The sequence below is a fragment of the Sneathiella aquimaris genome (assembly GCF_026409565.1).
Lineage (GTDB): Bacteria > Pseudomonadota > Alphaproteobacteria > Sneathiellales > Sneathiellaceae > Sneathiella > Sneathiella aquimaris.
The window spans coordinates 2,970,285-2,997,265 of sequence record NZ_CP112881.1 but is presented as its reverse complement, the minus strand read 5'-3'; the positions used below and the strand labels follow the sequence as shown (position 1 = coordinate 2,997,265).

Sequence of the window (26,981 nt, the reverse complement as noted above, 5' to 3'; positions counted from 1 at the left end):
CCGCATCTTAAACCGCGATATCCAAACCGCCGTCACTCAGCTGGTTTGCAATTTGTTGAGGGGTTGGATTGGTGTCAGTTTCTTCCAATGCGGGCTCCGTTCCATCTGTGTTGCCGTTTTGCGCGGTATCAAAGTCACGGTCCTGGTGTTGTTGCTGGTTCAAGCTAAAGCTCAGACTGTCTTCACTGGTTTCAAATCCAGCGTCCTGCAAAGCTTTTTCCAAGGCTTTTGAATCTTGTTGCAGTAGATCAAGGCTGTCCTGATTGTCGGCCGCAATGGCCGCTAGAATTCTGCCGTCTTGTGCGATTTCCAGTTTGATATCAACGCGGCCGAGCTCTGCCGGGTTGAGCTGGATTTTAAGCGTGTCATTTCCTTCTCTCACGGCCGCGGTAATTTGTCTGGAAACCTGTTCAGCAGGGCTTCCTCCATGCATTGTCGCACGGGCACTATTGGCTGCTTGGCTATTGCTACTGCTTGACGATGCTTCCACACCCGGAATGGCGGCACCCTGCATGGATGAATTCCCTGTTAATGAAGGGTCCGTTGATGCCTGCTGGATAATCGGAGCAGGGGCTGTTGTCGGGGTTTGAACGTGAATAGGGGTTTCAGCCTGCTGTGCAGCCTGCGTTACCGTGTCTATTGCCGTGGATCCGTTCGCAGCATTTTGGGTCGCGGCTGATGTTGCAGAGAAGGCTGTCTGGTTGCTTAACAGGGAGGTGGAATTCGATCCCGCAGCTGTTTGAGGCTGCGTGCTGGTCAGGGAGACTTTCCCTTTCGCACTGTTGAGCATTTCAGTGATTTTTGCAGAAAGAACATCCTTTTCAGACATTTTTGCCATTTCATCAGCGCGCAATAGTCCTAATGCGTTGGGTTGCTCTTTATTAGTCCCAGCCGGTAACTCAGCCTGTTTTGCCGAAGAAGAGTGTTCAGCGGCGGCTGCTTTAACCGGTAGATCGCTCTGTTTTCCTGGGGCAGATGCGGCATTCGGGTTTGTGACTGTGTCAACACCCTTGGCTTTTGAATTGTTTTTCTGCGCCGCAGCGGCTGCATTTCCAACCATCGCGTTTGTTGCGGCGTTCCCTTGGGCCGCCAAACCCAGTTCAGCTGCTTTCTGCGGGCCTTTGGCTTTGTCGGCTGGTTCGCTTTGGGAAGCGGCTGCCATTTGTTCCGCCGTCTGGTCTGTCGTGCCGGCAGTCAAGCCCTGTTGTGCGACAGGAGCGGACGCTGCTTTTTCCGCCGATCCGGATGGGGCACCTTTAACGTCTGTCGCCGCTGTCTGGGCGGCTGTTTTCTCTGCCGCGCCTGTTATTGGGGCTGCGTTCGCAGCAGAGGTGGCTGATTTATCTGTGCTTTCCGTATTTACTGGGGCGGCTGCAGCTATGGATGAATAAGCAGGGTCGGTTTTAAGATCCTGCTGGTCAGAAGCGGCGCTGGGATCTGCGTCACGATCGTCATCAGATTTATCATAATCCTGTTCGTCTTCCAGCCGATCGTCATATCTTGGCTTTTCTTTGGCTTCACGCACAGGTTCGTCTGCGTTTCGATCCTCTTTGATGTAAGAGGAGAAATCTTCAGTGTGCGAACTCTTATAGGCGATGTCCCATGCAAATTGGGTGCGTTCACTTTTTCCTGTTTGTGATACATCCATTTTCTTACTTTCTCTACAAGTTACCTATTGCGGTCTGTGTCTCGCCCTAACTAATGCAAACTGCGGGCCAGTTTTGGGAAGAAAATTAAATTGGCAGTTTTACGGGCATTTCAGGCAAATATTGTGAAAGCAACCTGGCCCTGTTTGTGAGGTGCGGGAAAAAACTTCCGGATCATTGCCCAAAACTGCCGGGCAGGAAATGTCGCCTCTGAAATCACGTTTTCACTCTTTATATATAGGGGCGTGTGAGAGGGAAAATTGGCGTTTCCTCAAAACAGATCGATTTGGCATCTTCTTTGCATTGTAAAGGTCAAAGCGCGACATTTGTGTCGTTATCTATGGATCAGAAAATAGGTTTGTTTTGAAAAAAAGATATGAAAATCAATGTGTTGGTTTGGAAAGGGTCCGGTTTTTTCAGTGTGGAAAAAACTGCCGTCAGGATGACATTTTCGGTCAAACACAGATTTCAGGGATCTTTTTACCTAGCGATGATCCAATAGTCGGGAGAACCTGAAATGAGCTTGTCATCAATTATGAATTCTGGCGTCAGTGGTATGCTGTCTCATCAGCAGGCCCTGTCCGTTACATCTAACAATATTGCCAACGTCCAAACCGAAGGCTATTCCAGAAAAGAGGTTCTGTATTCCTCTGTGGTGCTGAACGGCATTGGATCTGGCGTTAATGTTGAAGATGTCCGGCGTGTGACAGACCAGTTCATTACCAAAGAGCTGAGACTATCAACGGCTGGTTCAGAACAATATCGTGCAATGTCTGAGATTTATGGCGATTTACAGGCGCTTATGGGGGACCCAGCGGCAAACACCTCTTTAACAGGCAAGCTGGATAGCATTCACACGTCCTTTGCGGCGATGACAGTTGATCCCTCTTTGTCAGTTTCCCGCACGGCAGCTCTGACTGAAATTCAAAACTTTGGAATTGAAACCAACCGATTGCAAACGCAAATCCAGAGCCTTCGAAAAGAAGCTGACAATCGCATTGAAAATGAAATCAATACAGTAAATCAGGCCATTTTAAGAATTTATGAGCTGAACCTGGAGATTGTTTCAGCAACGGTTGGAGAGCAGCCAACGGGGGAACTTGAAGATCAACGGGATCAGGCCATTGATCAAATCTCGAAAATCGTTGATGTCAAAACCTACCCGCAAGGCGATGGATCACTTGCGATCGTCACTAACGCGGGTCAGCAATTGCTTGATTTTCAGCCAAGGCAGCTTGTTTATGATGCGGCTGCGACGGTAACATCAGAAACAGTTTTTGATCAGGTTTCCCTGAACATATACGACACCATCACGCAGACAATTGAACCAACCGGGTTGCCACTGGACCCGGAATTGACAGGTGGTTCGCTGCGTGGCTGGCTTGATATGCGCAATGTGGAATTGCCATCGCTTTATAATCAGATCGGTACCCTTGCTGCGGCAACTGCAGAACAGTTCAATGCGGTTCATAACGATAATATCGCCGTGCCGCCACCGGCAACATTGACGGGAAAGAATTCTGGTGTTTTGTCGACTGATGCACATGGATTTACGGGGCAGGCGACTTTTTACAGCTTTGATGCCAATAATGATATCGCGGCCTCTTACACCGTTGATTTTGATAATGTCGGGACGGTCACAGTTGCTGATGTAATGGCAGAAGTAAATGGTGCGTTGGGCGCGGGAACCTTGACGCTGACCAATGGGGTCATGGCAATGACCGCGCAAGGCGGTGCAACGGGCGTTGGAATGGCGCAAGATGCAACAACGCCCTCAGAACGTGGCGGTAAAGGCTTTTCTCATTTTTTCGGAATGAACGATCTTGTTGAAGCAACAGTAGAATCCAGTTTTGCAACCGGCCTGTCAGGCACGGATGGCCATGGTTTTACCGGTATAACAGAAATGATCGTGCGGGGTCCAAACGGCGAAAATTCATCAACTTTTACGGTGGATTTCGGCGCAATAGGGGCCACGATGAACGATGTGATCACAGAAATAAATACGGGGCTTGGTTCTGCCGGAACCGCATCACTTGCCTCCGACGGTTCCATTCAGATCAGTTATGCAACGGGTTACGAAAACTACACACTATCTGTTTCAAATGATTCAACTGTGCGTGGCGCCACCAATTTATCCTTCCCCGATATGTTTGGTGTTGGTCTACGTTTTCCAGGAGATCAGGCGTTGGGCTTTACCGTGCGGTCCGATATTCTGGTGTTGCCAATGACAATGGCACTTGCCGACATCGATCCAACCGGCTCCCCGGCCATTACCCTTTCTGATAACCGTGGTGCACTGGCATTTCAAAACCTGACATCGACAAAAACCAATTTTGGCACGGTCGGTGGCCTGCCGGGATCAAATGTTACCCTGTCAGAATACGCTTCTCAAATTCTGGCCAAAGCCGGACTGGATGCTGCCCGTGCGGATAGCCTTTATTCAGATCGTGAAGCGTTAAAAGGGGTACTGGAAAACAAGCTCGCGACGATTTCCGGCGTCAATATGGACGAGGAACTGGCAGACCTTATTGTGTATCAAAATGCGTATAACGCGGCGGCTAGAGTGATTACAACAGCGCGCGATATGTACGATATCCTGCTTAATATTGTTTAAGTGGGCCCTGTAGGAGAAAAGAAATGACACGAGTTTCAACATTTCAGCAAAGTCAGCTTCTGTTAAACGACATGTTGCAGAACCAGCAGGCCGCGAACAAGGCTCAACGGCAGGTGTCCACGGGTCATGTCGCGGACTTCTACAAGGATATTTATCAGGATACGGCAAGCCTGACGGGCGCAAAATCGTTGCTTGCTCGCCTGGAGCAGCATAAAGAAAATGGCGGGGTCATCAAATCGACACTCTTCAGCTACGATCAAGCATTGGGCGGGCTTGAAAAGGCGGGTACGGATGTGAAAGAGGCTGTCATCGGCGCGATTAACTCATCGACGGCACTGGGTTTTGATGCTGCGATTGAAGGGGCCTTTGAGGCAACGATGAATTTTTTGAACAGTCAGACCAGTGAAGGATATTTGTTCAGTGGCTCCAAACAGGATACATCGCCGCTGAATATCACACAGGTGAGTGACTTGCTAACAGCGGCAGAGCCTCCAACTGATATTTTCGTAAACAACTCTTTGAAAAAGACAATCAAAATTGATGAAAACCGGTCGATCGAGCTGGGCATACTGGCGGATGATGTCGGCCTTGAAATCATGACGGCCATCCAACGCATCGTTTTATGGCAAAATGGTACTGTTCCATCGACCGCCCCGGTTCCGGCCGGTCCGGCAGGACCAGCATCAACGCCGCTGAGTGCTTCTGATCAGGCTTTCCTGACCGGTGAAATCGCGAATTTGGAAGATCTGGTAAAAAATCTTGCTGAAAAACGGGGTATTAATGGTCTTAACCAGAAGATTGTTGATGAGACACTTGTTTCACTGGATGCGCAGATCGACCAGTCAAAAGTGTTTATCAGTAATATTGAAGATGTCGATGCGGCAGAGGCTATTACGAATCTCAATCAGAAGAATTTTGCGCTGGAAGCGTCCTATAATGTATTGAGTCAGGTAAACCGGCTTAGTCTTCTTAATTTCCTGCGTTAAAGGGCTTTTTAGGCCTTAAAATGTGATGGCGATAACGCCTGCGCTCAGAAAACTTGCATCCTGCTAAATGGGGCCTATAGTGCGCGCCATGAATTCATTAGGTTTTGATACAGCACCGGAAGAAACCCGCGTTGTCGTTGCCATGTCTGGTGGCGTGGACAGCTCGGTTACGGCTGCCCTGCTGAAAGATCAGGGCTATGACGTCGTCGGGATCACGCTACAACTGTATGATCATGGCGTTGCGGTTCAGAAAAAAGGGGCCTGTTGCGCCGGTCAGGACATTCACGATGCGCGGCGTGTTGCCGATGCGATCGGTATTCCCCATTACGTGCTGGATTATGAAAATCGCTTTCAAGACAGCGTAATGGATGAATTTGCGGATAGCTATCTGCGCGGAGAAACCCCGGTGCCGTGTGTTCGGTGTAACCAAACTGTTAAATTCCGCGATTTGCTGGAAACCTCTCAGGATTTGGGGGCGGTTGCGTTGGCGACCGGTCATTACATTCGCCGGGAAGGCGGGCTTAAAAATGCCAGGCTTTATCGCGGGCAGAATTCGATAAAAGATCAAAGCTACTTTCTGTTCGCAACAACACAGGAACAGGCAGATTATTTGCGCTTTCCGTTGGGGGGATTGACGAAAGAAGAAACCCGGGCGCTTGCCGAAAAATACAATTTGTCTGTGGCGGCGAAGCCGGAGAGTCAGGATATCTGTTTTGTGCCCAACGGAAATTATGCCAGCGTGATCGAACGGATCCGCCCTGGTGCGGGCAAAGAAGGCGACATTGTTGATCTGGCCGGCAATATACTGGGCCGGCATTCTGGTATTATTAATTACACAATTGGGCAGCGGCGGGGTTTGGGCATTGCCACCGGGACACCGATCTATGTGGTTCGTCTGGATCCGGTTCAGAACCGTGTGATTGTTGGTCCGCCTGAAGCCCTTCTTGTTGCCGGGATTTCCCTGCGGGAGATGAATTGGATTGGTGACACTCCGCTTTCTGACCAGGGAACAGAGGTCATGGTCAAGGTGCGCTCGACGCAGGAGCCTATGAAAGCGACTGTTTTCGGTGCGCCCGATGGATGGGCTGAAGTGCGGTTAGCGGATCCGGAAGCGGGCGTTTCTCCGGGGCAGGCGTGCGTCATGTATGACGGGGAGCGTCTTTTAGGCGGCGGGTGGATTGCCGGTACGGAAGCACCGGTTACGGTTTCTCAGTCTGCTTAGACACCTTCTTTTGGGCGAGCTCTGCCAGTTGTTTTTTCATGTTTATCGCGGCAAGGGCAAAGCCGCCATCTCCGCCATCAACAAAATGAATATGGGCGCCTTTCGCCAGATTGAAAATCAGGCAGGTCATCAAGGCAGAGTCTGATTGATGCATACCATAGACAATTTTCCCCTCTTCATGGAGCGCATCCAGATAGGTTTCCATTGCAGCGATCTGATTTTCGCGGCAATCCAAGACCAGTCGGATCATGTCGTCAAAACGCTGAAAGTCAGTATTGGCGATCAGCTCTGTTCGGTAAACCGTGCCGTCATAGCTGCCTGCCTTTTTACCGGATGCATCCAGAACGTAATGGATAAAGCTTTGCCAGATCAATCCGGCAAAGACCTTCAGCACATTCTGGTTTTGCGCGGTGAGCTTGGCTTCTGCCCACAAACCGCGCGGGGGCCAGCGCAGTTTAAGATTTTGTTCGGTCGTCGGCCGAAAGGCGGCCACTCTCTGGTCCAGAATGCTGTTCAGTTTTTCAAGAATGTCACGATATAAGCGGGATTTCTCGTCCGCACTTCCTGAGGGGCTGTTAATCATCAGGCTGACCATTCGGCCATTGCGCGAGACGATGGGCTCCCAGCGGCAGGAAAGGCCATGGAGGTCAGGCGGTGTTTCAGGTTTCGCCTCGGGAGAAATGATATAGGGGTTGTCCGGGGACTCATCCTTCAGCAGACGATCAGCTTCCAGAAGGCCACCGCCAGAGAACATTGCGAGGAATAAATTCGGACTGACCTCATATTTAAGAACATCAACGGAATGCCCTTTATCCAGAATATCTGACACCGGGATGATCCCAACCCGCAGGCTGAGGCCGAAATTTGTGGCGGCCAGAGCGCGGATCTGGATCAGAAATGTTTCTGCGACCTGTTGAAAAGAGGCAGGGATCGCTAGGGTCGCGCCATCGCCGCCAAAAACATAGGGCAGGTCCGTTTCATCAAGCAGATTAAGAATGCCCATTATACAGGCCGCGCCAACCATATTGACGTTCTTGTAGGCACCTTCCTGAATGGCTTTGGTCGATCCTTTTACATCAGCAAGAACAATGATCCAGTCTTTAGGTAAAGGCGTATAGGCATCATTCTGGGTCACGGCAGAAAATTCTGAAACGGGCGTTAAAGACGCAAAAAAATCTTTTGACTGCTCCATGAACGGGAATTGCCTTAGTAAAATTTTCAGTTTGATTTCTATTAGGATAGGCATCCAAAAGAAATTGAGAAGTAAAAAACAGGATACCGTCGAAATAAGCATGCATTTTCTTGATTTACGCGCTTGACAGCGCTGTAAAAAGACCCTAAAAACCGGCTTCCAGACACACCTTCGGGTGTCCTCGTATATGTTTTCATATACCGTGTGGCGGAGTAGCTCAGCTGGTTAGAGCAGCGGAATCATAATCCGCGTGTCGGGGGTTCGAGTCCCTCCTCCGCTACCAATACTTTCAATCACTTATCAAAATATGCGACAGTATAGCTGCTGTAGTTTTCCACTATGGTTTTCCACTTTTGTTGTCTTATTGTTCCAGAATGTCGATGGCCGTGCGGGTGTTTTTGGTTCGTTGGGCACTGGCTGTGTACACTCTGACTGCGGTGTCTGAGATGCCTTTGTGCACGTAATGGGTTGGGGCCTAATTCCATAATGAAGCTTACCAAGATCAACTATAAAGAACTCAATGCGAAGCAAAAAGAAATCTACAATTTTCAAGTTGTTGCTGGACAATTGGCTGAATACGGATTCAATTGCATAAAGCTTTCAGACGATTGGGGCGGTGCAGATTTTTTAGCCGTTCATTGCGATGGGGATCTAACACTAAAAGTACAATTAAAGGCACGACCAACTGTTTCTAAAAAATATACGGATAAAGACATTTGCATTGCTTTTCCGATAAAAAAAGCGAAGCGATGGTATCTCGTAGAACACGATATTCTACTGGATATATTTCGAGAAAATGTTGGGAAAAAGGGCGAAGAAGTCCAGTGGAATTCGGAAGGTGTATATTCAACAGCGAAACCAAGTGTGGTGTTGGAGAGGTGCTTGAGCGAATATGCGTTAGGTTAGTATAGCTAATATTCCCACCCATTAAATAGCGCCCGGTTTTATTGACAGCGAATAGCCTCTCGTAATGCTACTTATCCTATCGTTGACGGAACCTTCGGCGGCCGATCTGGAGATGGGGGGAGGACGACCCACCAACGATCAAAGCAGTTTTGGCGGCGAAACTGGCGTTGTGCCATCGTCTTCAAAGAATGGTGAGTGTTTGTGTTTTTTCAGGATTTTTCCTTTGAGTATGAAGGGAAAAACTTTGAGCATATCCAAGAGGCTTATTTTGTCTGAAATTTTAAATGCCGGATTATTCTTTGCGTATTGCCCCATGATCCGGGCGCGGATCGGGCCGAAATTTTGGAGAAAATTGGGATCCTCCACCGTAAATACTGAGTGCATTAAACCCGCCCAAGGAAAATTGGATTTGGTGTTTGCAATGGGTGAATTACAGCAGTCAGCCGTCCATCGGTTTAGGCCCTCCGGAGTAAGGCGATTGCACCGCAAAAATTCCTTGCCCTTTAGAATTTCAATTTCACTCGGGTAAACTGGAATGACTTCGGTTCCGCCGTACTCATCCAAAAGATCGGTACGGTTGATTTTTTCCAGAAAATTCTGGCAGTCGTTACAATAACATACAAGCCTACCGGGTGTGTGTCTTGGAAAGCCTGTCAGTTGAGCCTGAACCTTGCCGCACTGGCATTGAATTTTCATGGGGTATCCTGTCTGTCATCACGCTTGGATGTTCCCACGTTATCAGTGTTATGAAAGGATGAAAGGGGTTAAGCTTATCTGATATACAATTTTTGCGTGCCCTGTGTTCTTTTTGTGACCAAGACATTTTTGGACGCGCAGTCAGCATCCAATACTGGTGCATTAATCGACGACCGTAAGGGTGCTGCAAGCCCTCGTCAGACAGTATGTTCAAGCTTTTTTTGTCCGGTGGTCACTGTTCGTTTGCGGGCGCCGTTACAGATGATGCCGGCAGAGAGATCTCCGGGCGTTTCAGAATACCATCCAAAGCCCGGCGGCAATCAAGACTGCCCCAATTGGTTTTGAAAGACGTTGGGGGCTGGGCACGATTTTTTCGATCAATACATAGGCGGTAATGGCGATGATCCAGCCTGTATTCATGATACCGGTGACGAATAGCAATCCCATCAACGCCCAACAACAGCCAACACAGAACAAACCGTGCGAAAGTCCCATTCGCAGAGCGCCCCTGCTACCGTTTTTCCATCGGGTCATCAGGAAACTGATCGGCGATTGGCACTGACGCAGGCACGATTGTTTGAGTGGCGTAAACTGATATATTCCGGTGATGATAACGATTGTGCCGGCAATCGGGCCCGCGGCCACCTTCATCATCATCGGTGACATCGCGGAAAATTCAGTAAGGCCTGCCTGCATGACTGCCGCCACCAGACTAAAGCCTGCCCAGGCGACAACATAGCCGCCTGAGAACATAAAGACGGGCATCCAGCCTGCGCCATTATTCCGATCCACCATCTGCATGCGGGCATAGGCGATGATCATTGGTGCGGCTGTCGGAAGCATCATGGCAGCCATCATTATCGCCCACATTAAAAACAACCCGAAAAGTTGCAGTGGATCGAGCATTGCGGGGTTCATCATCATTGCCGACATGCCCGGAATGGCAGACATATCGGCAATCATTACCCCTAGATAGATCCAGCTGCCAATTGCAATGGCAATCGGTCCGGTTGTCACGAGGGCTAGTCTGGCGACAGAGGAGGGCGAACCCGTGCTGGCTTTTGCTCCGTCGGTCATTATTGTTCACTTTGATAGCTGAACGGCGAGAAAAGACCACTTTTGTCAGAAAACTCCCACGCCATGTCATGATCAGCATAGGAAAAGCTGTTTGATTTTGCCACTGTCAGGGTTTGTCCCGGTGCAATGCATAAAGGATGGCCGGATATTGAAATTGGTCCATCTCCCTGCCCGGTGCTGGTTTCAATCTCGGTATGCGCAATTTCGGGTATTTTTAAAGAATGCTTGCCGTTGGCAGATGTGAATTCAATGGGCACTTGTCTGACCCCGACAATTTCGCCGATATGGCTGGCAAGACGGGCCGGGTGTCCGCCGCCCTGACCGCCGTAAATTTTCATGAGACTGGCATTCTGTTTTTCGTCGGCACGCGCATCAACATAGACGGCGACATTCCATTGGTTTTCAGCCATATTTCCTTGAGTGTGGACCGCAAGCGCGACATTCAAGCCTGAGAGTGAAACCCCTTCGTCATCCCCCTCGTCAATATGCCAGCCAACAAGGGCGGTGCATTCACCGGTGGTTGGCGGGCCTAAGAAAATACACGGGCAGACAACGTTGCAGTTACAGCTTTCAAAATAGGTACCGCTTAGTGACCAGGACATGGTTTTCTTCCTTTTTTAGTAAGAATGACCATCCGACGTTAGGAGCAATCAGCAACCATTGCTTGAAGAGAAGATTGAGATTACATTCAGATTCCAATGATTTCTGGTCATGATTGGGCTAAAAAATGATTTACCGGTTTGGCGAATACCATTTGGATACGGTGAAAATTGAGTTCAACCGCGACGGAGAGGCACTGGATATAGAGCCCCAAGTATTCAGTTTGCTTCAGCATCTTGTCGAAAACCGGGATCGTGTCGTGTCAAAAGACGAGCTGATTAGCGCAATCTGGGATGGGCGGGCAATTTCTGACACCACGTTGAGCAGCCGAATTTTTGCCACCAGGCGTGCCATTGGCGATACGGGGCGGACCCAAGCCCTTATTCGCACCATTCCGCGTCGTGGTTTTCGGTTTGTCGGCGAGGTAACTGCGAACGAGGCATCAAGCGATCCGGCAAGTTCTGATACTCTGTGGCCTCTGCCTGACGTAACGCCTTGCAAAGCAACGGTCACGACAACACTGGCGGTTTTGCCGTTCAAGAAATCAAGTAACGGCTTTGATGAGTATTTCTGTGATGGTTTGACCGAAGACATAATTTCCAACCTAACTCATTTCAGTGAAATTCGCGTGATTGCCGGAGGGTCGTCCTTTCATTTTAAAGATCGGTTATTGAGAGCCTCTGAAATCGCCGAAAGACTGCAGGCCGATTTCATCGTTGATGGGAGCGTTCGGCGTGACGGAGAACGATTGCGTATTGCCGTTCAACTGGTTGAGGCCGCCAGTGGTGTTTCCATATGGGCGGATCGGTACGATCGGGAAATGTCGGACCTGTTCGCTGTTCAGGATGCCGTGACCCACATGATTGTTGCTTCCCTGGGCATTAAAATTCAAAACGCTGCGTTGACGCGGTCGCTTGAAAAAAGTCCTTCGAACCTTGACGCGTATGATTGCCTGCTACGGGCCCGGCGCTACACCGCAACACTTAACGAGGAAATGCATGCCGAGGCGCGCGATCTCCTGGAAAAAGCTATTTCGCTTGATCCGAATTATGCTGATGCATATGCGTTGCTTGCCAATGTTTATCTCGCAGAATATCGATTTGATGCCAACCCGCGGCCTGACCCTGTGAACCGTGCCTTGAGGATGGCGCTTACGGCTACCCGGCTCGATCCAGAAAATGCCTACGCTCATTGCTGGTTGGCAATTGTCCATTTTTTCCAAAAAGACAACGCAAAGTTCGAGGCTGAGGCCAAACGGGCCTTGGATCTCAATCCGAATGATCCAGAAATTCTAGCCGATATTGGTCATTTCCTTGCTTATATGGGAGAATTTGATCGCGGGACCGAGTTGTCAAGACGGGCACAGGCATTAAACCCACTGCATCCGGGGTGGTATCATTTTGCTAATGCCCGGTTCCATTATCATGAAGGCGCCTATGAAGAGACGCTTGTCGATATTGCCCGTATCAGCATGCCTGATTTTTACTGGACACATCTTCTGAATGCGGCTGCCTTGGGTCAATTGGGCCGAGAGGAAGCGGCGCGCTCGCTTGATCAGATGAACAAACTGAAGCCAGATATTTCCGTTGCCGCTGAAATGCATAAATGGAACCTGGCACCGGATGATTTTGATCACATTATGGAAGGTTTGCGTAAGGCCGGCCACCCTGAATAGGAAGCCGAATGGCGACCACGAAATCGTTTCAATCTGGTCGAAACAGGCGGGTTTTAAGTACTCCTGAAACGGTCTCCCTGATTGTCATATCCCGGTGTCTGGCCCGGAAATGGTTACAGAACAAAATTCATTCTTTGGAGGGCTACCCTTCAAATCTTCGGGTAAACCATGCTTTGATCTGAAACAGAATTGATCCTTTTCAATGAAACTGACGTAGATCAAGGGCAATCGAACATCTGTTGATATCCATGACAGGTGCCCCTTTTGCGACTGGAGAATTGCCCAAGCCAAGCTTTTAACATCCGGGATAATTGGGGTTCTACTTGATATCTTAACTATATTCTTTAATTCTGATATAAAGAATATTGTTCGGGAAGTATAAGGCGCGATTTACTACTCTTATTATTACAGTTCCCCTGAATATACGCTTGTTCCAACTGTAAATTTCTTTCCTGTCGTCAAAATAAAGAGAAATGTCGATGTCCGATACTTTACGACAATGGCTGACTGATCTTGACCTTGATAAGTATATCGAGGTTTTTCGGGAAAATGAGATCACTTTTGAGGATGTTTCGGATCTGAACGATGCGGATTTAAAAGAACTTGGACTGCCAATGGGTCCTCGGAAAAGAATATTGCGCGCGGTAAATCCAGCAGGCCTGACACCAGATAAAAGCACTGGATCTGTTTTAAAAGGGTTGGCAGAGATCCCGCGAACCGCAGCAGAGCGTCGGCTTCTGACAGTCGTTTTCTGTGATCTTGTTGGGTCTACGGCGTTATCACAACAGCTTGATCCGGAGGATCTTCGCCATCTCATAAATCAATATGAAAATACCATCATCACTGTGGTGAAAAAGTATGGCGGGTTCGTTGCTAAGTTTCTGGGGGATGGCGCGTTAATATATTTTGGGTGGCCGTTGGCCCATGAAGATCAGGCCGTGCGGGCCATATATGCCAGTCTGGATATTATATCGGCGGTGAAGGATTTATCGGTCATTGGAAACCTGAAACTGAGAACGCGCGTTGGTATCGCTTCGGGAGAAGTGGTCGTCGGTAATCTGGACGGTGAAACAGAGCGGGGTATCGGTGAGGTCACAGGAGTGACCCCCAATTTGGCTGCTCGTCTACAAAGCGCGGTGAAACCAGATCAAATTGCAATCAGTGCCATGACAAAGGAGCTGGTTGGGCAGTCTTTCATCCTTGAAGAATTGGCTCCTGTTAATTTAAAGGGATTTGAAGAGCGAGTCCCCATGTGGTTGGTCGTTGGAGAGGCGTCAGTGGGGAGTCGGTTCAGCATTTTTCATGAAAAAATGATATCAGAATTTGTAGGGCAGACACGGGAATTGTCGATTATCCGAGATGCCTGGAGTCGGGCCTGCCATGGGCAGGGCCAGTTTCTGATTATTTCAGGGGAAGCGGGAATTGGGAAGTCGAGGATTATTGAAGAGATCCGGCATGAGATACGAGGAATGCGCCACCTTGACCTTCAGCATCAATGCTCGGCTTTTCATGCAAATAGTGCATTTTTCCCCATCATTCAGCGCATTAAACTGGCGGCCAATATTACGTATGACGACACGAATGAAAATCGCCTTAATAAACTCGAGATGTTGCTGGAGGATATTTCAGAAGATCTGCCGCGAGATGTCCCTCTTTTCGCTTCGCTTCTTTCATTACCTTATCTCGGACAATACAAGCCGTTGAATTTGCCCGCTCATCAAAGGCGCGTTCTGTTGATGGACGCCATTGTAAATCAATTAAAGAAATGCGCTCAGTCGCAGCCGGTACTGTTCGTGCTGGAAGACGCTCATTGGATTGATCCGACAACGGAAACATTGTTTTTGGAAATCATGCCATTTCTAAAAGATCTTCCTATTCTGATGATAGTTTCCCATCGCCCGGATTATACCCCTCCTTCCAGCAGTGAAACACCGACAACAGTAATCAATCTCAAGCGCCTTGGAATGGAGCATTGCAGGAAGATAGCCAACAGACTTGGGGGTAATGTCTTAAAGCCCAAGGTCATTGAGGAAGTTGCTAAACGAGCGGAAGGTATTCCACTATATGTGGAGGAAATGACCCGTTCGTTGCTCGACAATGGATCGAAAACGGAAAAAATACCGATATCCCTGCAGGCGTCGCTCATTGCGCGTTTGGATCGTCTGGCAGAAGGGAAAATTGTTGCCCAGATTGGAGCGGTTATCGGGCGTGAATTCAGCGGAACGTTAATTGAAATGCTGGTGCCAATGTATAAAGAGGATATCCAGCACACGCTTCGCCTTTTGGTTCGCTCCGGCCTGGTGACGGAACATCAACATGGCGGGGACGTGCATTATGTTTTCAAGCATGCGTTAATTCAAAACGCCGCATATGAAGCGCTTCTTAAAAGCAAAAGGCTGACCTATCATAGCCAGATTGCGGATGTGTATATCCGCGACTATCCTGAAGTAATCTCAGACTATCCACAGCAAATTGCCCATCACCTTTCCAAGGCGCACCGACCTGTTGAAGCGGCAGATTTTTGGATATTGGCGGGTAAGCGGGCGGCTGAAAGGTCAGAACAACAAGAAGCAGTGTTCAACCTTGAAAAAGCGTTGCGTGAATTGAAATATTTTACTGTCGATGTCCAACAGGACGAATATGAGCTGGGTATCCGCCTTGCCCTCGGGGCATCCTTACTGGCGATACATGGTTGGTCAGCGTCTGACGTCAAAGAGAACTACGACAAGGCCGCAACGTTAGGGAAGAAGGTTGGAACGATCCATCAACGGGTGGCCGCTTCGCATGGACTTGCCAATGTCTTTTTCCTGAACGGTAAAATCAACGATGCCCGAACGCTTGCAGATCAGGAACTGGAAACAGCGATCGAGCAAAATGATCAGACGTTATTGATGGGGGGACATCGATCTGTTGGCATGTGTGGATTTTTTGCAGGTGATTTTCGATATGCGGCGGATCACTTGTCTCAGGCTATCTCACTGTATGATCAGAAATTGCACAGCGTTCAGGCTTTTGATCAGGGAACGGATCCAAACGTCATTGCCGTCAGCGTAAGAAGTTGGGCAAATTGGTTTTTGGGTAAGACCGGCGAGGCCAATAAGCAGATGAAAGAAGCAATCGCGTTTGCGGATAGACTAAATCATCCGTTCAGCACGGCATATGCAAAATCGATTGCCTCCTCAGTCTGCCAAACAGATCAGGATTATAAAAAAGCCCAAAAGTATGCGTCTGAAGCCAGAGAGATTGCGGCTGAGTTTTCGTTTCCCTATTGGTTGGGGTGGGCGTCGATTATATTCGGATGGTCTATCGCCGGGTCGGGGGAGTGCGATGAGGGGCTAAAGATATTGCGCGAGGGACAGGCGATATATGAAAGTACCGGGGCCTTGCAGATTAAGCCCTACAGCCTGACGCTGGAGGCCGAGATCCACGGCTGGGCGGGCCGATATGAAACGGGTTTGGGATTGTTGCAACAGGCCTTGGTTGAAAACAGCGAAACCGACGTCAGCTTTTATGAAGCGGAAACCTTGCGCTTGATGAGCCAGTTTACCCATTCGGTTAATCCGGGTTCTGCTTTGGTACAGGATTGTCTGAACAAGGCCATGGCTGTTGCCAGGCAACAAAAGGCTTTGGCGCTGGAGCAACGCGCCTTGATCAACGCGGCGCGAACCAACGCAATTACAGAAGAGAAGATCGCAAAGCTTGCCTCTGGAATTGAAGCATATTACGGCGTTGTTTTACAGTCCCGTCTGCTGCAAAAGATCAACTGACAAAGGTCCGATAATCCCAGCCGGTTAGGGGCTGGCATGGCGGCCTTGGTGAGCAGAATTGAGATTGGCGATGATCAATCTTTCCGGCCCATCAAACGAATGAGCCGTTAAAGTGAAAGCCATGGTGAACTCGGTGCTGGATGGCTTACATGCCTGTATTGACGATAAGCGGGTTCGTGCATCGGCCCAGACAATAGAGCGGCGGCGCCATGTCTGCCAGATCGGCTGGAGGGTATCCCTGAAACAGCATATCAATGCAATTGTCGTCGCTAGAGGTGTAAAGGTGCTTATAGGGAGAGGTGGACGAGCTTGAATTATCGACCCTTTCCCAATTCCAGTTTCCGTTCAACATCTCAGCATGCCAGACATCCTTGATCCTTATTTTTTTACCTTTCGCCCAAAGCTTGTAGTTGTGACCCAATGCATTTGATCTTGCCACCATTTCACGCGTAAAAGGAATTGTTCCGGGAAAAGGATCATCATCGCGCCATTTATTGACAATCGTGAATCCACCCGGTTTTACACGGACTTTCCAAATGAAGGCTTCAGCTTCGACACTTGCCTGTCCCATTACGGGTTCGGGTTTCGGGGAGTTTGAGAAAGGATTTGTCATAGTGACAACGGGCGTTACCGTTGTGGTCAGGTAGGTTGCAGCAATCAACACGCCGCTGCCTGTCATTTTGTCAAATTTGTAGTTCAGTATTTGGCCGGACATGGAAAGCCTGACACGGACAGAATTGTTAAATTTCACGGGCCCTCCAGGATCGGTCGTTAATAGAAGTGCCTTTCCTGCAGCCGATAAAAAAGCATAAGACGGAACGCCTCCAATTCCATTTTGCGTACGCGGAACATTTTGCGTAGTGACTTCGTTCCACAACTGGGTTAGCGAATAACCTGCCTTGTCATCGCCTTTTTTGATCGAATTAAAGATTTTCAGGGCTTCAACCAGGTTTTCTTCACTTGAAAGCGCCTTATTGACAGGCATTGGCGCGCGGGGTTTCGCAGGCCTCATGGCTGCCAGGTCAAAATTTTCTGCAAGGACCAAATTGGTTGGTGTTATTGCCTGCCATGGCTTTCCAGTAGAATCTGGAACAGGCTGTTGGGCGCAGGCTGATAACGGTATAAAGAAAAACGCTAAATATACGGGAATTCGCTTGAATATATTTTTCATTGTTCCCCCCCAGAACCGTTTTATAGCCATCAACAATGTAATGGCATAATTTTACATTAGAAAAATATAAAATAAAGAGCAAGTCATAAAAACTTCAAGATGCGCAGTATGATCCAGTCTCAAGAAAAGCGGATTGCGATTAAGGAGTTGTTGGGCCTCGTCTGTCTGTTATTGCTTCAATGCTTATTTTGAATTGAAAAAGTACAGTTTGACCAAAGCTGTTCTGCATTCCGGTCGGTCTGCTTTTTGGCCTTGTCCCAATCAAAGTCCGCGTTGTTGAGCACCCGATGCAAGAGGGTAATAATTTTAATTGTTTCAGCGAGTAGCGGTTTTTCATCACCATATTTAATTTTTTCGGGAAATTGCTTGTGCCCCACAGCCAATGCCAGATTGTGGGCAATGAACATGTCCCTATTTGCCTTGAGCTTTTTATCGACATAGCGGGTGTTTGCTTTTTCAATCCTGGTGGTCACATCTTCGAGCCATTGTGTTGTTTTGCCTTCTATTGTTTCTGAGGGTTGTTGAGCATTTTTTTGATCGAGTGAGAGTTCGGCTCTGAAAATTTCAGTATCATCAGCCGAATTTGGATGGAACTGCCGATCATCGAGGTGCCATTGACAGATATCTTCGACGATCTTCTTTTTTATCTGCGGTGTGTTGATAAGTGCATGGACCGTTAAAATACTTTCACGGTCAATTGCCCCGCTATCCCAAATTGCGCAAAGACGTACGAGTAGAAAAAAATGCACACTATATTGCAAGGTGATGAACGCGTTCGCTGCATATGACATGGGGATCTGGTTGGCTAATGAAGAGGAATAGACAATATGTTGAGCGTTTGCCTGAACCGGCAATAAAGCGCGAGCGTGATCAACAAGTATGTCGGTCAACTCTTTCGCTTTTTGTATCCTCTCCTCATCAGAGAGATTTTCGGGCCATTTCATTTTCTTGTTTTTTGTCATTTTACCCTCCTCCTCCCGCGTGCTTGCGCTCCTCAATGTCAGGTTCTTCGCTTGTCGGGCCATTGGTCTTTTGGTTGCATCCATTTTGATGGAGAGAACTCGTAACTAGAAATCTAACTTATGGTGTTTGGATGGTCAAAAAACGGGAAGGAAGCTCGGATGAGCTTCCTTCTGTGGGAGTGGGGTTAGCCTTGTGCGGGACCATCGCCTCCGTCGTCTTCGGGGCCGTCTTCTTTTCCCTCTTCATTTTTAAATCGGGATAGGTCAGCCGCCATGCGCCTTGCCGATCTTGAAGGGCCGGCAGATGAAGGGGCAGGGGGGCATATTACAGCGGCCAATTCATCATCGATGCAATAACCCAGGATAATGTTCATAATGTCATCATTTAACGTCGGGTTCAGATTTTCCTTTACTTCTGGTCGTGCATTTTGCCAAAGAACGAAGGGAAGACGGTGCCGGATTCGGTGAACGAGCCTCTGGGTCAGTTGAAGAAGGGCAATCGGCCTTTCCTGCATTTCATTTTCAACGTCGCGGGCGCGAAAGAGCCTTCCTACGGTTCTGAGTTGACCGGCGAGATAGCTCAGATAGGCAAAGTTCAGATTTTCGTAAGGGTTCAGTTCATCTTCGTAATTGTCACCGGCTTGCCCTCTCATGAAGGCATTGAATAGTTCCTGATCTGATAAATTGTCACATTCTTCAAGCCAGATATTTATTCCGCCCAGCATTTGCGCCAGGATACCATTGCTGTTCAGGGCGACCATAGCCTCAATACTGGATTTTCCAAGACGAGGGAAGGAAGGAAGGTCCAGCTCTGCGCTGTCGATTGCATCGTCTTTTTCCTCCTGGACGGCTTCTTCTCCATTTCCAAGGCGGGCGAGTTGCTCAAGGGTTTCACCAGGTGATCTGCCGTAGCAAAGATCGCCATAAATTGTCCCGAGAGGGACATCATCCGGATATCTGGTTTCAATGAAAATGTTAAATAACGTGAGTGGCTTCATGGCATTACCTTTTTTGCGCTAAAGGAATGCACTTAGGTGAGGTGCAACATAACTTAAACTAGTGAAATTAAAATACAATACACCGATATGATGTATTTGATGTCGTTCAGGCAAGTCTCGGTTCTGGGTGCCCTAGCGTTAGGCCGGTTGCTTCGTCAAGGTTCTTACTGCTGACTTTAAAAGCAGACGAGAATAAAATTCATGAAACCAAACTGTTGCCTGAAATAAAAAACCAACCTGCTGATTTCCATTTTTGTCCCCTTTTGTCGGGAGGACAGCGGAGCCAAAATAGAGGGATGTCCCTCCATCCTGATCCGGATAGGCTGCAAGCCAGCTTCTAATTGGGCCGGTACCGACCTTCATCAGTATTTCAAAGTTGGATCTTTGTGCGACCTGCCAGACGGCAAACGTCTTATCTGTGCCAGAGGCCAGTTTTTTTACCTGTGTTAAGTCCGCCTGCTTGCGGGTAAGGATCTGGATCAGTAGCCGTTCCAGCCTAAAAACAGAGCTGTCAAAGAAAGCTTGAATAAAATGTTCCAGATTAACGGAGAAATCGACTTTGCAGCGGAATGCATCAGTTAAACAGCCGGGTGTTTTGTCGTAAACCTGCATGAAACTGCCATCCGGGATGTTTGTTTTTTCGGCTTGCTGCAAGGGCTCCATTCCGAACTACAGTTTTTGAAACTGTTTTGGCGTGAGACCGACAGCGTTTTTGAAACGAGCGGTAAAGTGAGCCTGTGAAGAGTATCCGCAAGCTATGGCGACTTGTGCCAAAGGTGTATCGTTAGCCCTTAGCATTTCTTTTGATTTTTTAATCCTGATTTTTTCCAGATATCGATGAGGCGGGAGGGCAAAGCTCTCTTTGAACATGCGAGCAAAATGGAAGCTGCTATATCCGGCAAGACTGGCCAGGGTGTCGATGCTGATGGGGTCGCCGAAATGTGAATCCAGGTAATCGGCGATTTTTTTGCGAATTGACGGCGGTAAGCCGCCTGTGACAGGAGGCAAGTTTAGCGGTGTTTGTGAATAGTTTTTCAGGATATGGATGAGCAACAGGTCGCCTGCACTTGATAATGCCAGTCGGTTTGCCCGTTCCGACCAATCCAAGGGAAGGATGACATGCTTTAGTATGTTTTCTGCATAGGTATCTGCCTCAAATGTCAGATCTTGCAATTCTACTTGACGCGGGTCCCGATCAAAAGCCTGTAACGCCAGCGATTTAATCTTTTGAGAGTCAAAATACAGGTGAAACATTTCCAGTTTCTGCGGAATATTCCATCGAGATCTGTGGTCTTCAGGCAACAAACAGATCTTGCCGGGCGCGCCACCAATATGTGCGCCATGTTTGTCAATACGCTCTACCGCTTCGCCGCCGTTCAAGTAAACACTGAAGGTGTGATGGCCCGGTTGATCATACGCCGCTTCACCATTTTGATTGAACCACTGAGCGGCCGACAGGCCGTTGCCAATGTCCACGGATCGCAGGATCGTCGCGCCTGCATCCTTCAATATACCAAAGACATCTTGATCAGAAACTGGGTTGTTCATTGGGGTCCATTTGTTGACATTTCCCTCTCTAAATACGGCGAATGGAAACCGGTGACAATAGGCGGCTCTTGGTCTGCGTCACTAAACCGCAAGAATATGTAAAAAATGCAAGAAGGTGAAAGAACGGCGCAAACGGTTCTGGCATGACAGCAGCCCTGTTTAAGGAGTGTTTTATGTCAGGTTTTTTGTACATTTTGACTGTAATGATCTGGGGGACAACATGGTTCGCAATATCGTTGCAATTGGGAACTGTCCCTGTCGCGCAATCAATCGCCTATCGGTTTGCCTTGGCGTCGATTGTTTTATTCAGCGGCCTTGTGATTATGCGAAAGGGGATGCGCTTGCCTCAAAAGGCTCACTTAAGGTTGTTTGGGCAGGGGCTGTGCCTTTTTTCACTTAATTTCATGTGCTTCTACTATGCGACAGATCGCATTCCAAGCGGGCTTGTCTCTGTTGTATTCTCCCTCGCGACGATTTTTAACGTGCTGAATAGCCGGTTGTTTTTCAACACTGCGATTTCTTTAAAGACAGTGTTCGGCGGCGCATTGGGGTTAATCGGTCTTATTTTGCTGTTACTGCCGACATTGGATGGAAGTCGGAGTTTTTTAGACATGTTTATTGGATTGCTTCTGGCATTTTGCGGTACCTATTTCTTTTCGTTGGGCAATATGATTGGAAAGTGGAACGCGGCCAATAATGTGAATACAATAACCGGCAACGCCTATGCGATGCTGTATGGCACGTCCGTCCTCTTTGCGTTCACAATTTTCCTTGGAGATCCTCTGACAATTGATTTCTCGCTCTCCTATATTGGGGCCCTGTTTTATCTGGCGATCCCGGGATCGGTGATTGGTTTTACAGCCTATTTGTCATTGGTGGGACGCATTGGTCCGGAAAAGACGGCTTATTCCACCGTGCTATTTCCTGTCATAGCGCTGGTGTTCTCTTCTTTTTTTGAGGGGTATTTCTGGAACATGGTTGCCACATCAGGCATCATCATCGTCCTTCTGGGCAACGCGATTGTTTTTATGCCCGCAAATTTCGTTAGCCAGGTTTTATCAAAATTTTTCAAACGGTCTGAACGAGAGATGGAACACGGGCGAGCACGTTGAACTCCGGCACAGCATAACGAAGGGCCTGAGTTTTGGGGGGTATTTCTTAAAATATTCTAGTCGGGCCGTAAAATGTTCGTAATCTTAAGTCAGTCATATTAACATGCCCGCGGAATACCAGAATATATAAGAATGAAAAAGGAATTTAGATGTTTAGTCATATTATGGTCGGGGCAGATGATGTCGAAAAAGCAAAGGTTTTTTACGATGCTATCCTTGGCGCGTTGGGACATAAACCAGGTGTAATGGACGACAAAGGGCGGTGCTTTTACTTCACAAGAGAAGGTATTTTTTCCATCTCGAAACCCATTGACGGAAAGGCCGCCAGCCACGGCAATGGTAGCACCATTGGTTTTACTGCGGCGGATCCGGAAGCTGCAGACAAGTGGCACGCAGCAGGCCTTGCACATGGCGGTACGACTTGCGAAGATCCTCCGGGCGTGCGTGAAGGCGTTAAAGGTGATTTGTATCTTGCATATTTGCGCGATCCTTCAGGTAATAAAATCTGCGCCCTCCACCGCATGGGCTAGCAGATAAAACAAAGCAGGTTCTGAACGTGATTATTGGCTGATAAGCGCTTTTTAATTTCTGTTCAATAGGACACTTTTCATATCCCCGGTTCTTTGTTGGGCCGGGGAGTGGTTTTTCAATTTGTTATATTTGATTTTGGCGGCGTTTTTTTATTCGTTGGCTGCCATTCATTTTAGCCAACTTATCGTTTTATTTATCAACGTTAGTCAAACAAAACAGGCAAACTGCTCCTGCGTTTTTTAATGAGGCATTATCGGTTCTTGTATGCCATATTTTTGTTTGAATTTTTCTAATATACCTTCTGATTTGATTTCATCCAACGTGCGTTGAAGGCGAGCGATTATCCAGTTAGGGGTCTCTGGATGAAATGCAATTGAGACTTCGGAATTGTCCAATTCAAAGACCTTTTCGAAATTATCGGGCTCTAGGCCGAGGGACTGGGCATCATTTTTGAACGCTTCCCACCCCACCACGATCATGTCAATCCTGCGGCGCATGAGCATCTCCAGATTTGATCTTGTATCGTTATGATGGGAGAAGTTTCGGGGGGCGACATTATACCGTTTAAGATACAGCTCGCTCACATCGTTTCGAATTGTTCCAAATTTATATTTATTTAAAGAATGTCCGTCTTCTATTTTTATGTGGCTGTCTTTAAGTGCGATCAAATAGGTCGTATTATAAAAAATAGGGCCAACCCATTTAAACTTATTTTCACGTTCGGGTGTTCTTGTCACAGAAAATAAAAGAGTGTTTTTAGTGGTTTCCAGTTGGCGGTAGGCCCTGGCCCACGGAAGTAACTGTATTTCTTCTTTTGTTTGGGAGGAACCTGCCCGTTTCAATATTTCTACTACAACATCAACCGCATACCCTTTTAGCTCCTGTTTCTCTTCATACTGATAAGGAGCCCAATGTTCGGTTATCAGTTGAAACTTATTAAGAGGTTTTGCTTGAGTGGCCGCCGATAGCGCAAGGCCAATCAAAAAGATCAATAAGAACTGAAGGATTGTTATCGGCTGCGGTCTCAGGCTGATTGAAAGCATTTATCGTAATGCTCCTTATTCCTTTGGCACTGGACTATCAGATGGAAGCGTATAGTCCAGATCAATTAGGGTGATGACGATAAATCCAAACACTAACTAAATCAATATCCGGAACGCTTGATGAGGCTGACAGGCCCTGTTGATCGTGGTTCTGACGTTCGTCAATGAACCTCCAATACAATATTGATTTTTTGTAGATCTAGGGGGAAATTTCCTGACCGTCCCAGGCGAAAATCTTACCACTGTGTTGAGGTGACAGCGAGTCTAGGACTTTTAGCATTTTTGTTGCTGCGAAATCAGGCGTGAAGAGTTTTCCGGATGGCACATTTGCCTGAAACGGTTTTGACAGGTCAGTATCGACAGTGCCGGGATGCAGGCCAATAATGACCGCATTCTTATTGCGCCGGGCAGTTTCTAATGCGGCGTTTTTAAGGATCATATTCAGCGCTGCTTTTGAAGCGCGGTAGGCGTACCAGCCCCCTAGCCGGTTATCAGAAATACTGCCGACGCGTGCGGAGATTGCTGCGAAGGTTGCTTTGTTGTCTCTGTTTAGTTTGGGTATAAAATGTTTCGCAAGAAGGGACGGAGTAATGGTATTTGCTTCAAAAATTTTCATGAATTTCTTCGCCGACAGGTCTTTGAGTGATTTTTCAGGTCTAATATCGCCCTCATGTAATAGACCGGTTGCAACAATGACAGTGTCCAACGGGCCCGTTTCTGCGGCAAGTGAGGCAGCATCCTGTATGGAGGCTTCGTCAGCATAACAGATCGGGTGATAGGTGATATTACCCTCAGATGTTGGCGTTGACGATTGAGAAAACGCATGGATCTTTGAAGCCGGGTGCAAAGCAGACATTCTTCGTGTAAAAGCACTCCCGATTGCGCCAGAAGTGCCAATGATGACGATGTTTTCAGGCATTAGTGTTTCCTTGCGATGCAGCCGAAAGAACAGTTTGTGCAACCTGTTTGCCGCTGGTGAACGCCGCTTCCATACGGCCTTGAATGAAATAATCGCCACAGAGGGCGATTTTTCTCTGCGCATCACAAAAATGCGATGGCCCTGATTGCTTTTCAATGTTGGCGAAGCGCCAGCCGTGGATCGATTTGTGTACTGCCTTGCTTAGGTCGTGACCAACAATCTCACTGGCATGTTCGCATAGATATTTCAAGGCGTCCTCGCGGTCGTCATCCAGATGGGCATCTGCCCATTTGTTTGTTGAATGAACCAAAAGGCTATAGCTATTTTCTCTGCCGGGTTTGGTTTGGTTCGCCGAAATCCAGCTGATATTCTCGTTGACCACCAAAGCGGCATCAAACGCAAGCGGCAAGGGTGTTTCAAATCCGAGCATCACTGAGAAGCACCCGCTCATTGAAGTTGCCTCCAGGATTTGTTGTACAGGGTCATTGGCAGGAACTAGTTGGGCAGCCTGTTTCGGGGGAATTGTTGATATAACCCAGTCAAAGGCCCCCAAAGCATTGCCATGTTCATCGTCAAGGTGCCAGTTTTCGCCAATCTGCTTTATAGATTTTACAGGTGTGTTCAGTTTGACCTCTAGGCCCTTTGCCAAATATTTCCCAATCGCGTTCATGCCGGGAACACCAACATAGTGAGGTTTTTGTGTGTCCCATTGCCATTGCTGCGTCACCTTCCTTCCGTCAATTTCTGCAAACCGCGCCTCCCAGGGTTCAATGACACCGGCTTGGATCATCGGTGCGATGAAGGCTTTGAAGTCATCTGTTTTGGGAGAGAAGAACTGTGCTCCATGGTCAAAATTATAAGGGTGTGAACGCCGTGTCGCCAAGCGTCCGCCGACACCTCTCGATTTATCGAAAAGTGTAATTGAAAACCGGTCTTTTAACATATTTGCAGCGGTCAGGCCTGACAGACCTGCGCCAATGATTGCGATGTTGATCACATGAAAAATCCTGACGCTATTAAAGAGAGAATGACAAGAACGGATGCGCTGCAGCGGGTTTTGAAATAAACCGGCGTAATAAGTGCCTCTTGATACAGTTTTCGGTCAATTGCGAGAGACGTCAAAAAGCTCAGGACAAAAGCAAAGAGCAAAGCTTGAAACGGCAGCATTAAGTATAAGAGCCAAAGCACTATGATATTGATATTGCTTAAAACAGGAAGATAACGGCTCCATTTTCCTGTCAGACTCAAATGCTGTCCCCAGTGAATGCCTGTTAGAAAAGATGCAATTATGAGAGCATAGGTTTTTAGAACATGTTCAGTGTTTCCAAAAAACGGAACCGTGTCTACCCCGGCAAAAAGCAGGAGTGAACAGAAAATAAAAGGAAGTGCGCCTGACAAGGTCAGATAGGGATAGAAAGCTTTCATACATCCTTGTTTCATTTGAATTTCATTACTGCTCGAACTGTATACGTAGCAGGGGCGCAAATGGTTTAGGTTCGGGGCTCTTAAGTGGTGGGAGAGTATTAAAGGCATCGCCTTCATCAATGGTGTTTAACAGAGGCAGTAAGCGGCCCTGCCACACAAAGCATGTATGTTGGCAACGCGACTTCTTTCCCGAACCCTTTCGTCAGGATCATGAAAATATTCGGAAAATAAAAGTACTGTTCAGGATATTCTGGATAAACGTCGGTGCATGGCGAGGAGACTGGGAAACCCTGTCAGAAGTATCGCGTGCTTGGATCATTGGGGAAAAGGTCATCAAATGTCGTTCCCTCTTCGAGTTCTAAATGAGCTAGAATTACCTGCGTTACTTCATTGCCATCAATTAGTGGGAGGTCAACGCCAACAACTTTCCTGTGCGAGCGGTCATGTTGATCCAGTTGTCCCTGAACAAGGCCAATGAAAGGGTTTTTCACCATATCCTTGAAATATCGCCCTTCTACCGTTTCCCAGATAGCGGGCGAAAGAGATTCTTCTCCCAGAAGTTTGTTGGTGTAGTCGACGCCCCACCATTCGGTCAGTTGGCTGCCCCATAAAACAAAACGCACGTTAAAGGGGTCTTTTTCAAACTTTACGATCGCAATCTTACCCCACCATCCCCGAAAATCCGGAAAGTCAAAATCTTTTCTATGCGGAAGTGATGTCGGGGTACATTTGCTTTGCCAAAGAGACACCAAGCCTTCAAAGGGTCCAAAAAGGTTTGGGTCTGAGGTCAGAGGGCAGAGACCATATTGCCAGTTTATTATTTTTTTTGACTCATCCGAATTCACGTACACAAGCTAACTTTTTTGGCAATAATAAAGGCGTCAGGGTAGC

The 26,981-nt window shown here is 47.9% G+C and carries 23 protein-coding genes and 1 tRNA gene; 9 read left to right on the top strand and 15 right to left on the bottom strand.

The genetic code is table 11. The features are described from left to right. Window positions 1-7 precede the first annotated feature (7 nt). The gene (locus OIR97_RS14050) at window positions 8-1,648 is read right to left on the bottom strand and encodes a flagellar hook-length control protein FliK (protein ID WP_169542887.1); all 1,641 of its coding nucleotides are present in this window, start codon (window positions 1,646-1,648) and stop codon (window positions 8-10) included. A gap of 515 nt (window positions 1,649-2,163) precedes the next feature. On the opposite strand from OIR97_RS14050, the gene flgK reads away from it, so the two are divergent. From flgK to mnmA, 3 genes are all read left to right on the top strand, one after another. Continuing rightward, window positions 2,164-4,260 carry a flagellar hook-associated protein FlgK gene (gene flgK / locus OIR97_RS14045; protein ID WP_169542886.1) on the top strand — a complete coding sequence of 699 codons (2,097 nt, stop codon included), beginning with the start codon at window positions 2,164-2,166 and terminating at the stop codon, window positions 4,258-4,260. A gap of 23 nt (window positions 4,261-4,283) precedes the next feature. Then, entirely contained in the window at window positions 4,284-5,246 is a 963-nt protein-coding gene (locus OIR97_RS14040) for a flagellin (RefSeq protein WP_169542885.1), read from the top strand. Between the two features lie 88 nt (window positions 5,247-5,334). Then, entirely contained in the window at window positions 5,335-6,468 is a 1,134-nt protein-coding gene (gene mnmA / locus OIR97_RS14035; protein ID WP_169542884.1) for a tRNA 2-thiouridine(34) synthase MnmA, read from the top strand. Here mnmA and OIR97_RS14030 read toward each other — a convergent pair. Further along, window positions 6,446-7,660 (bottom strand): DUF3095 domain-containing protein, encoded by a 1,215-nt coding sequence (locus tag OIR97_RS14030; protein ID WP_169542883.1) that lies wholly within the window; start codon window positions 7,658-7,660, stop codon window positions 6,446-6,448. The genes mnmA and OIR97_RS14030 overlap by 23 nt on opposite strands. A gap of 206 nt (window positions 7,661-7,866) precedes the next feature. Between OIR97_RS14030 and OIR97_RS14025 the strand changes: the two genes are divergently transcribed. Together OIR97_RS14025 and OIR97_RS14020 are read left to right on the top strand one after the other, a co-directional pair. After that, window positions 7,867-7,943 (top strand) — tRNA-Met (locus OIR97_RS14025). A 203-nt stretch (window positions 7,944-8,146) separates the two neighbouring features. Beyond that, complete coding sequence (locus tag OIR97_RS14020; protein WP_169542882.1) at window positions 8,147-8,566, top strand: hypothetical protein; 420 nt, start codon at window positions 8,147-8,149, stop codon at window positions 8,564-8,566. 138 nt (window positions 8,567-8,704) lie between these two features. Here OIR97_RS14020 and OIR97_RS18820 read toward each other — a convergent pair whose 3' ends face one another. The 3 genes from OIR97_RS18820 to OIR97_RS14010 form a co-directional block, all read right to left on the bottom strand. Then, the gene (locus OIR97_RS18820) at window positions 8,705-9,262 is read right to left on the bottom strand and encodes a DUF6151 family protein (protein ID WP_169542881.1); all 558 of its coding nucleotides are present in this window, start codon (window positions 9,260-9,262) and stop codon (window positions 8,705-8,707) included. Window positions 9,263-9,553: 291 nt separating this feature from the next. Beyond that, window positions 9,554-10,339: a DUF2182 domain-containing protein gene (locus OIR97_RS14015; protein ID WP_169542880.1), complete on the bottom strand. Its 786-nt coding sequence runs from the start codon at window positions 10,337-10,339 to the stop codon at window positions 9,554-9,556. Then, entirely contained in the window at window positions 10,339-10,941 is a 603-nt protein-coding gene (locus OIR97_RS14010; RefSeq protein ID WP_169542879.1) for a DUF1326 domain-containing protein, read from the bottom strand. Before OIR97_RS14010 ends, OIR97_RS14015 begins: the two co-directional genes overlap by 1 nt. 125 nt (window positions 10,942-11,066) lie before the next feature. Here OIR97_RS14010 and OIR97_RS14005 point away from each other — a divergent pair, with 125 nt between their 5' ends. Further along, the gene (locus OIR97_RS14005; protein ID WP_169542878.1) at window positions 11,067-12,614 is read left to right on the top strand and encodes a winged helix-turn-helix domain-containing tetratricopeptide repeat protein; all 1,548 of its coding nucleotides are present in this window, start codon (window positions 11,067-11,069) and stop codon (window positions 12,612-12,614) included. A gap of 479 nt (window positions 12,615-13,093) precedes the next feature. Further along, entirely contained in the window at window positions 13,094-16,381 is a 3,288-nt protein-coding gene (locus OIR97_RS14000; protein ID WP_169542877.1) for an adenylate/guanylate cyclase domain-containing protein, read from the top strand. Between the two features lie 145 nt (window positions 16,382-16,526). Here the strand turns inward: OIR97_RS14000 and OIR97_RS13995 are convergent, their stop codons facing one another. The 5 genes from OIR97_RS13995 to OIR97_RS13975 form a co-directional block, all read right to left on the bottom strand. Further along, window positions 16,527-17,552, bottom strand: coding sequence for a hypothetical protein (locus tag OIR97_RS13995; RefSeq protein ID WP_169542876.1), 1,026 nt, complete (start codon window positions 17,550-17,552; stop codon window positions 16,527-16,529). Window positions 17,553-17,728: 176 nt separating this feature from the next. Beyond that, on the bottom strand, window positions 17,729-18,514 hold the full coding sequence (locus OIR97_RS13990; RefSeq protein WP_169542875.1) for an AbiU2 domain-containing protein: 786 nt from the start codon (window positions 18,512-18,514) through the stop codon (window positions 17,729-17,731). 185 nt (window positions 18,515-18,699) lie between these two features. After that, window positions 18,700-19,512, bottom strand: coding sequence for a hypothetical protein (locus OIR97_RS13985; RefSeq protein WP_169542874.1), 813 nt, complete (start codon window positions 19,510-19,512; stop codon window positions 18,700-18,702). A 138-nt stretch (window positions 19,513-19,650) separates the two neighbouring features. Next, window positions 19,651-20,166: a hypothetical protein gene (locus OIR97_RS13980; protein WP_169542873.1), complete on the bottom strand. Its 516-nt coding sequence runs from the start codon at window positions 20,164-20,166 to the stop codon at window positions 19,651-19,653. A gap of 15 nt (window positions 20,167-20,181) precedes the next feature. After that, entirely contained in the window at window positions 20,182-21,060 is an 879-nt protein-coding gene (locus tag OIR97_RS13975) for a helix-turn-helix transcriptional regulator (protein WP_169542872.1), read from the bottom strand. Window positions 21,061-21,233: 173 nt separating this feature from the next. Between OIR97_RS13975 and OIR97_RS13970 the strand changes: the two genes are divergently transcribed. Next, a complete protein-coding gene (locus tag OIR97_RS13970; RefSeq protein WP_169542871.1) occupies window positions 21,234-22,172 on the top strand; it encodes a DMT family transporter in 939 nt (312 codons plus the stop codon). 149 nt (window positions 22,173-22,321) lie between these two features. Next, the gene (locus OIR97_RS13965; RefSeq protein ID WP_169542870.1) at window positions 22,322-22,702 is read left to right on the top strand and encodes a VOC family protein; all 381 of its coding nucleotides are present in this window, start codon (window positions 22,322-22,324) and stop codon (window positions 22,700-22,702) included. A gap of 240 nt (window positions 22,703-22,942) precedes the next feature. On the opposite strand, the gene OIR97_RS13960 is transcribed toward OIR97_RS13965, so the two are convergent. The 5 genes from OIR97_RS13960 to OIR97_RS13940 form a co-directional block, all read right to left on the bottom strand. Further along, window positions 22,943-23,746 (bottom strand): substrate-binding periplasmic protein, encoded by an 804-nt coding sequence (locus tag OIR97_RS13960; RefSeq protein WP_169542869.1) that lies wholly within the window; start codon window positions 23,744-23,746, stop codon window positions 22,943-22,945. A 199-nt stretch (window positions 23,747-23,945) separates the two neighbouring features. Then, window positions 23,946-24,665, bottom strand: a complete 720-nt coding sequence (locus OIR97_RS13955) for an SDR family NAD(P)-dependent oxidoreductase (protein WP_169542868.1) — start codon at window positions 24,663-24,665, stop codon at window positions 23,946-23,948. After that, window positions 24,658-25,662 carry an NAD(P)/FAD-dependent oxidoreductase gene (locus OIR97_RS13950; protein ID WP_169542867.1) on the bottom strand — a complete coding sequence of 335 codons (1,005 nt, stop codon included), beginning with the start codon at window positions 25,660-25,662 and terminating at the stop codon, window positions 24,658-24,660. The genes OIR97_RS13955 and OIR97_RS13950 overlap by 8 nt, the downstream gene beginning before the upstream one ends. Further along, window positions 25,659-26,207: a DUF3429 domain-containing protein gene (locus OIR97_RS13945; protein WP_169542866.1), complete on the bottom strand. Its 549-nt coding sequence runs from the start codon at window positions 26,205-26,207 to the stop codon at window positions 25,659-25,661. Before OIR97_RS13945 ends, OIR97_RS13950 begins: the two co-directional genes overlap by 4 nt. 176 nt (window positions 26,208-26,383) lie before the next feature. Then, window positions 26,384-26,839, bottom strand: a complete 456-nt coding sequence (locus tag OIR97_RS13940) for a PAS domain-containing protein (RefSeq protein WP_169542865.1) — start codon at window positions 26,837-26,839, stop codon at window positions 26,384-26,386. Window positions 26,840-26,981: the final 142 nt, after the last annotated feature.